Source organism: Pedobacter fastidiosus, from assembly GCF_014306625.1.
Lineage (GTDB): Bacteria > Bacteroidota > Bacteroidia > Sphingobacteriales > Sphingobacteriaceae > Pedobacter > Pedobacter fastidiosus.
The window spans coordinates 1-7,327 of sequence record NZ_JACRYL010000026.1 but is presented as its reverse complement, the minus strand read 5'-3'; the positions used below and the strand labels follow the sequence as shown (position 1 = coordinate 7,327).

6 protein-coding genes are annotated in these 7,327 nt (G+C 36.8%); 5 read left to right on the top strand and 1 reads right to left on the bottom strand.

The genetic code is table 11. The features are described from left to right. Positions 1 to 207: 207 nt before the first annotated feature. Positions 208 to 819: an NUDIX hydrolase gene (locus H7U22_RS20230; protein WP_187073160.1), complete on the bottom strand. Its 612-nt coding sequence runs from the start codon at positions 817 to 819 to the stop codon at positions 208 to 210. On the opposite strand from H7U22_RS20230, the gene pyrE reads away from it, so the two are divergent. The 5 genes from pyrE (at position 818) to tnpA (ending at position 6,945) form a co-directional block, all read left to right on the top strand. Further along, positions 818 to 1,483: an orotate phosphoribosyltransferase gene (gene pyrE, locus H7U22_RS20225; protein ID WP_222621916.1), complete on the top strand. Its 666-nt coding sequence runs from the start codon at positions 818 to 820 to the stop codon at positions 1,481 to 1,483. The genes H7U22_RS20230 and pyrE overlap by 2 nt on opposite strands. A 37-nt stretch (positions 1,484 to 1,520) precedes the next feature. Continuing rightward, complete coding sequence (locus H7U22_RS20220; RefSeq protein WP_187073159.1) at positions 1,521 to 1,919, top strand: SRPBCC family protein; 399 nt, start codon at positions 1,521 to 1,523, stop codon at positions 1,917 to 1,919. 133 nt (positions 1,920 to 2,052) lie between these two features. Next, positions 2,053 to 4,725, top strand: coding sequence for an alpha-L-rhamnosidase (locus H7U22_RS20215; protein ID WP_187073158.1), 2,673 nt, complete (start codon positions 2,053 to 2,055; stop codon positions 4,723 to 4,725). A 1-nt stretch (position 4,726) separates the two neighbouring features. After that, positions 4,727 to 6,427, top strand: a complete 1,701-nt coding sequence (locus H7U22_RS20210) for an alpha-L-rhamnosidase-related protein (protein ID WP_187073157.1) — start codon at positions 4,727 to 4,729, stop codon at positions 6,425 to 6,427. A 50-nt stretch (positions 6,428 to 6,477) separates the two neighbouring features. Further along, a complete protein-coding gene (gene tnpA / locus H7U22_RS20205) occupies positions 6,478 to 6,945 on the top strand; it encodes an IS200/IS605 family transposase (RefSeq protein ID WP_187073156.1) in 468 nt (155 codons plus the stop codon). The last annotated feature ends 382 nt before the right edge of the window (positions 6,946 to 7,327 follow it).

The window sequence follows — 7,327 nt, the reverse complement described above, 5'->3', positions numbered from 1 at the left end:
GCGCGGGAAAGACGACACCGCAAAGTAGAGCTGTAGAGAAGAGCTAAAGGTGTTTTCCTCTCGGCTAGGTTAGGCATATCGTCATTCCCCACCTCAATGGGGAATCTTAAAGCGATTCGCAGTAAACAAAGCATTAAATTCCCGCCTGCGCGGGAAAGACAACATCGCAAAGTAGAGCTGTAGCAAGGCGAATCACTAACTTAAAGATTACAAAATGCCGCCAGCCCTCAATACATCCATTATTGATGGAAACGTATTTTTAACCACTGCACCAAGATGATTTTTATCTAACCAAACCGCTTCATCAATCCCCTCTTCTTTTTGCGGAACAAGTTTTGGCTCACCTTTAACTTTCATTTTATACCAGTTCGTTTTCTTAATAATCAATTTTGAACCATTTGGGTAAACATGATAAGTTTTGCAGAGTTTCTTTTCGCGTTTAGCAACCTTAATTCCGCATTCTTCCTCAACCTCCCTAATGGCGGTTTCTTTCATGTTTTCGCCCTCCTCGAGCTTTCCTTTGGGTAAATCCCACTTTTTATTTCTAAAGATGAACAAGTAATTTCCATTAACACTTTCTACCAAACCACCAGCAGCTTTAATTACCTCACAATTCTTTTTGAGCCTCTTAAAGGTATCTCTGGGTTTTTTTGTGATAAAAATGTAGCTTTTCTTAGACCCATTCTTTAATTTTTTGTAAAAAGTTTGCAAATCAAAATCCTGAATTTCAAGTTGTTGTATTTTTTCTTTCTGTTCAGGTAAAACATCTGAGATAAACAAGGTGTTATCGTTAATATAAATTCTGTAATTTTGGGCCATGTATAATAAAAGTGATATTGAATTAAAGGTAGCGGAATTTTTATTACAAATAAAGGCAATTAAATTACAACCTAATAATCCTTTTACTTGGGCATCGGGTTGGAAGTCGCCAATTTATTGCGATAACCGAATTACCCTTTCCCATCCACAGGTTAGAACATTTATCCGTCAGAAATTAGCGCAACTTATTCAGGAAGAATTTGGCTCTGTAGATGTAATCGCTGGTGTAGCAACTGCGGGTATTCCTCAAGGTGTTTTAGTAGCACAAGAGTTAGGCTTACCATTTATTTATGTAAGATCGAAAGCTAAAGAACATGGAACCGGAAGCCTAATAGAAGGCGAAGTTGTAGAAGGGCAACGTGTCGTTGTAATCGAAGACTTAATTTCTACAGGTAAAAGCAGTTTGCAAGCTGTAGAAGCTTTACGAAGTGCAGGCTTATCGGTAGCTGGTTTAGCTGCAATTTTTACTTATGGATTTGCGCAGGCTGATGAAAATTTTGCAGCAGCCAAGTGTCGCTTCCAAACCTTATCAAATTATGGCGCTTTGATTGATTATGCTGCAGAACACAGTATCATTGCAAAAAGTGAAATGGAATTGTTGAGCAAATGGCGTTTAAACCCTTCAGAATGGGGCCAAAATCAGGCTTTGAAATCTGAGTCTTAATTCTAAAAAAAATCAACCCTAAAATATATTATATATAATGACGATTATTGAAAGCGCCGTAGAAGTTAATAAACCCGTTAATGAGGTTTATGCTTTTCTCTCAAATATGAACAATCATCAGCAATTGATGCCAGAAAATATTTACAACTGGGAATCTACAGAAGACGATGCCCGTTTTACCATTCAAAATATGGCTAAGTTGGCACTTAAAATTTCTAATCGCATTGAAAACAAAGAAATAATTGCCATTCCATCTGAAAAAGCACCTTTCGATTTAGAATTAAAATGGACTGTTGAAGATAATGGAAATGGTACTACCACTGCGAAACACATTATCTCTGCAGATTTGAATATGATGATGAAAATGTTGGCTTCTGGCCCGCTTCAAAAATTGGCTGATCATCAAACAGAAAAACTGAAAGAGATTTTAGGTTAATCATTAAATTATATCAATTCAAAATATATAGGCTAAGAAAATTTCTTGGCCTTTTTTATTGCGTAAAAATTTTACTGCCTTTCTATTAAAGGAATTTAATTTTGATACCTTAGTTTTCGATAACCCTTAAACTATGAAATTCAATTTTTTGAAAGCTTCGGCTTTGTTATTTTGCCTTTCCCCTTTTGCTGGAGCATTTGCCCAATCTTTTAATGTCATCAATCTAAAAACAGAATATCTTCAAAATCCAATCGGAATAGATAATCCGACGCCTCGTTTTACCTGGCAAATGCAGGATTCAAAAAATGGTGCCAAACAAACTTCGTTTCGCATTCTGGTAGACACAGATTCTATTGCTTTAACCAAGGCGGATGGAAAATTATGGAATACAGGATGGCTGAAATCAGATAAACAATTAATTACTTATTCGGGCCAGTTACTAAAACCTTTTACTAAATATTTTTGGAGGATTGAATTATCTGATGGGAATAAGAAAAAATCAAATCAGGCATTTATTTCGAGTTTCGAAACCGGAATGATGAATATGAAAAACTGGCAAGGCTCATGGATTTCTGACAATGAAAATCCAAAATTAAAACCTGCTCCTTATTTCAGAAATACCTTTACAACCAATAAAAAAATTAAATCAGCAAGAGCATATATTGCTGCCGGCGGTTTATATGAATTGTCTATCAATGGGAAAAAAATTGGAAATCATCGCATGGATCCAATGTACACGCGGTTTGATAGAAGAACGCTTTATGTGAGTTATGATGTTACCAACAACCTAATTAACGGTAAAAATGCGATTGGCGTATTGCTTGGAAATGGTTGGTATAATCATCAATCTACCGCAGTTTGGGATTTTGATAAAGCACCTTGGCGCAACCGACCAACATTTTGCCTTGATGTTCGCATCACTTATGATGATGGTTCCGTTGAAACCATAAAATCTGGCAAGAATTGGAAAACGGCTTTAAGTCCGATAGTTTTTAATAGCATCTACACTGCAGAACATTATGATGCCAGACTGGAAAAAGAGGGTTGGAATACTGCAGATTTTGATGATTCTAAATGGAAAAACGTCATTTATCGCTCTGCTCCTTCTAAAAACATTGTTGCTCAGGCTCTGCATCCTATTCGGAATGTGGAAGAAATAGTAAGCAAAAGTTTAAAGAAATTTAACGATACCACTTATCTTTTTGATTTAGGCAGGAATATTTCTGGTGTAAGCAAAATCACGGTTAATGGACCAGCTGGAACAGTAATCAGATTAAAACACGGCGAGCGCTTGTACCCCAATGGTCATGTAGACATTTCGAATATAGATGCCCATTATCGCCCAACCGATAATACTGATCCTTTTCAAACCGACATTTTGATTTTGAGCGGAAAAGGCGAACATAGCTTTATGCCTCACTTTAATTATAAGGGTTTTCAATATGTTGAGGTAACGAGCAGTGCGCCAATTCAATTAAATCAAAACAGTTTGGTTGGTTATTTTATGCACAGCGATGTGCCTGTTTCTGGAAACATCAACTCCTCTGAACCAATCATAAATAAAATTTACACTGCCACGAACAATTCGTATTTATCCAACTTATTTGGTTACCCAACTGATTGTCCGCAAAGGGAGAAAAACGGTTGGACGGGAGATGCACAAATCGCGATTGAAACTGGTCTCTATGGTTTTGATGGCATTACCATTTACGAAAAATGGTTAGCCGATCATCGCGATGAACAACAGCCCAATGGCGTTCTGCCTTCGATTATTCCAACTGATGGTTGGGGTTACGAATGGGGAAATGGTCCAGATTGGACGAGTACAATCGCCATTATTCCGTGGAATATTTACCTTTTTTATGGTGATGAAAAACTCCTAGCCGATTGCTATGAAAACATCAGAAAATATGTAAATCATATTGATGAAACCTATCCTACCGGATTGACATCCTGGGGATTGGGCGATTGGATCCCTGTTAAATCTAAATCTCCCGTAGAATTAACTTCAACTTGTTATTATTATGCAGATGTGGTGATTTTAGCGAAAGCAGCAAAAATTTTAGGTAAAAAAACTGATTACGAAAAGTATACAGCTTTAGCCAAAAAAATAAAAGATGCGTTTAACGCAAAATACTTGAATAAAGAAACTGGAATTTATGCATCTGGTGTACAAACTGAGATGAGCGTTCCATTGTATTGGAAAATCGTTCCAGAAGAATCCATTACATTAGTTGCAAGTAATTTGGCCAAGAAGGTAGAATCTGATGGCTTCCATTTAGATGTTGGTTTATTAGGCACTAAAGCCATTTTAAATGCTTTATCAGAAAATGGCTACAGCGATGTAGCCTATAAAGTGGCCGCTCAAAAAACCTATCCAAGTTGGGGATGGTGGATGGAAAATGGTGCCACAACTCTATATGAAAATTGGCCAATCGATGCAAAATCGGATATTTCTATGAACCACATCATGTTCGGAGAGATTGGTGCCTGGTTGTATAAATCACCTGGTGGAATTAAACCCGATCCTGAAAAACCTGGATTTAAAAATGTGATTTTAGCACCCCATTTCGTGAAAGGATTAGATCAATTCGAAGCTAAGCATATAGGGCCTTATGGAGAAATTATCTCTTCATGGAAAAGAAATGTAAATGGAATTTCGTACAAAGTTATTGTACCAGCAAATTCTACTGCATCTGTAATACTTCCGAAAGAGCAAAATTTAAAAGTTTACCTGAATGGAAAAGCAATAACTAATTCTACAGAACAATTAGAATCGGGCACTTATAATTTCGACTGGAAATAAAATGAAAAGACTCCATCCTTATTTTCTCTTTATAGCATTATTTTGCTTCATTACAAAAATTGGCGCTCAAGAAAGAGTTACAGAATATCTAAGTCCGAAAAGAGTTTTATGGACGGCTGGAGACGTAAAAAATCAAGGCAAACTTCTACAGATTGGTACTGGCCAAGCAGATGTTCGAAATGAGAATATGTGTATTCTTGAAAATAAGCAAGGTTTAAAATCCAGTATTTTATTAGATTTTGGCAAAGAGCTTCAAGGCGGAATTCAAATTGTAACTGGAATTTGGGGTGGGAACAAACCGATTAAAGTTCGTATTCGTTTTGGCGAATCTGCAAGCGAGGCCATGTCTGATGTTGGCGGAAAAGGCGGTGCAACGAACGATCACGCCATCCGCGATCAGGAAACTTTGCTTCCATGGCTGGGCATTGCAGAAATTGGAAATACAGGTTTTCGTTTTGTTCGGATCGATTTATTGGATAACGATACCAAACTTATTCTTAAAGAAACTCGGGCAATTGCTAGATATAGAAATCTAGAATATAAAGGATCTTTTAACTGTAGCGATACGTTGTTAAACAAAATCTGGAAAACCGGGGCTTATACTGTTCAATTGAATATGCAAGATTACCTTTGGGATGGCGTTAAACGCGATCGATTGGTTTGGGTGGGTGATCTAAATCCTGAAATTTCGACTATAAATGCTGTTTTTGGTTATAATGAAGTGGTGCCAAAATCTTTAGATTTTGCAAAAGAAACTACTCCTTTACCCAATTGGATGAACGGAATTAGTGCTTACTCGATGTGGTGGATTATCAATCAACGAGATTGGTACTACCACAATGGTGATTTAAATTACCTGAAAGAACAACAAACCTATCTAAAGGATTTACTGAATCTGCTGATTCAAAAAATCGACGCAGACAATAAAGAGCACTTAGATGGTCAAAGATTTCTAGATTGGCCATCAAGCGAAGATCCTAAAGCAATTCACGCCGGTTTACAATCTATGATGATTTTATCGTTGGATGCTGGAGCTGACTTAATTGGCAAAATGGGTGATCAAGAAACTGCAGATAAATGCATTGAAGCGGTTTCAAGATTAAAAAAACACCTTCCAGAAACCAACAATTCTAAACAAGCAGCCGCATTACTTTCGTTATCGAATTTAATGAGTGCAAAAGAAGCAAACAGCATAATCGCTGATGAAGGATCGAAAAACTTCTCTACTTTTTTTGGTTATTACATGTTGCAGGCTAAAGCAAAGGCTGATGATTATCAAGGAGGCATCAACATTATCCGCGAATATTGGGGTGCAATGTTAAACTTAGGTGCAACAACCTTTTGGGAAGATTTTAACATGGATTGGTTAAAAAATGCCAGTCGGATTGATGAATTGGTTCCTGAAGGAAAAATTGATATTCATGGTGCGTATGGGGCTTATTGTTATATTGGTTTCCGCCATAGTTTAGCGCATGGTTGGGCTTCTGGTCCTACGCCATGGTTAACAGAGCATGTTTTGGGGATTTCCGTTTTGAAACCTGGTTGCAAAAAAATTCGTATTAAACCCAATCTTGGAGATTTAACTTTCGCCGAAGGCACTTTCCCTACTCCCTTCGGGATATTAAGTGTGAAGCACACTTTGGTTAACGGAAAAATTAAAACTAAAATTAAAGCACCAAAGGGTGTTAAGATTGTTCGCTAACTAATCACTTTAAATTTGTAAGTTGATTGAAATTTTAATCAAATTACTTTATGCCAAACACTTACACTCGCTTGCACATTCATTTCGTATTTGCAGTCAAATACAGAAAGTCAGTAATTCTTTCAGATTGGGAAGATAATTTGCATAAATACATTACTGGAATAGTTCAAAATAATGAGCATAAAATGCTTGCGATTAATTCCATTCCTGATCATTTGCACATGTTTGTTGGATTAAATCCAAAGCAATCCATTTCAGATTTGATGAGATTGGTGAAAGGCGATAGCTCAGAATTTGTTAATGTACAAGGCTTCACAAATCATAAATTCCAATGGCAAGAAGGATACGGTGCTTTCAGCAATAGCTATTCCCAAATTGATGCTGTGGTTAAATATATTTTAAACCAAAAGGAACACCATAAAAAGAAAGATTTTAAAACAGAATATATATCGATACTTCGTGATAATAAAATTGATTACGACAACAAATATTTATTTAAAGATTTACTCGTTACTTAAGGGTAGCCCCTACGGGGCATCAACAAATAAAAAATTTTCATAAAAAGACATTTTAACAAATGCCTTTTTACTACAAATGGGTAGCCCCGATGGGGCAGATGCTAGTTTTGGCATATAGTTGTTATGCATTTTGCATAGCACTAGGTATGTTTGTGCCGTAAGCGCTATCTTACAGCAAGCCTACATTCCCCTATTGCCCCATCGGGGCTGCCAATTTAACAAGAGCAGCATGTGTCTTTTTGCCCCATAGGGGCTACCTATTTGTAAAATAGACAATGTGTATTTATGCGCCGTAGGTGCTACCTATTTGTAACAACAGTAACATATATCTTTGCCCCATAGGGGCTACCTATTTGTAAAATAGACAATGTGTATTTATGCG

Coding starts and splice junctions, on each gene's coding strand:
- H7U22_RS20215 (WP_187073158.1), top strand. CDS start 2,053: ATGAAATTCAATTTTTTGAAAGCTTCGGCTTTGTTATTTTGCCTTTCC.
- tnpA (WP_187073156.1), top strand. CDS start 6,478: ATGCCAAACACTTACACTCGCTTGCACATTCATTTCGTATTTGCAGTC.
- H7U22_RS20230 (WP_187073160.1), bottom strand. CDS start 819: ATGGCCCAAAATTACAGAATTTATATTAACGATAACACCTTGTTTATC.
- pyrE (WP_222621916.1), top strand. CDS start 818: ATGTATAATAAAAGTGATATTGAATTAAAGGTAGCGGAATTTTTATTA.
- H7U22_RS20210 (WP_187073157.1), top strand. CDS start 4,727: ATGAAAAGACTCCATCCTTATTTTCTCTTTATAGCATTATTTTGCTTC.
- H7U22_RS20220 (WP_187073159.1), top strand. CDS start 1,521: ATGACGATTATTGAAAGCGCCGTAGAAGTTAATAAACCCGTTAATGAG.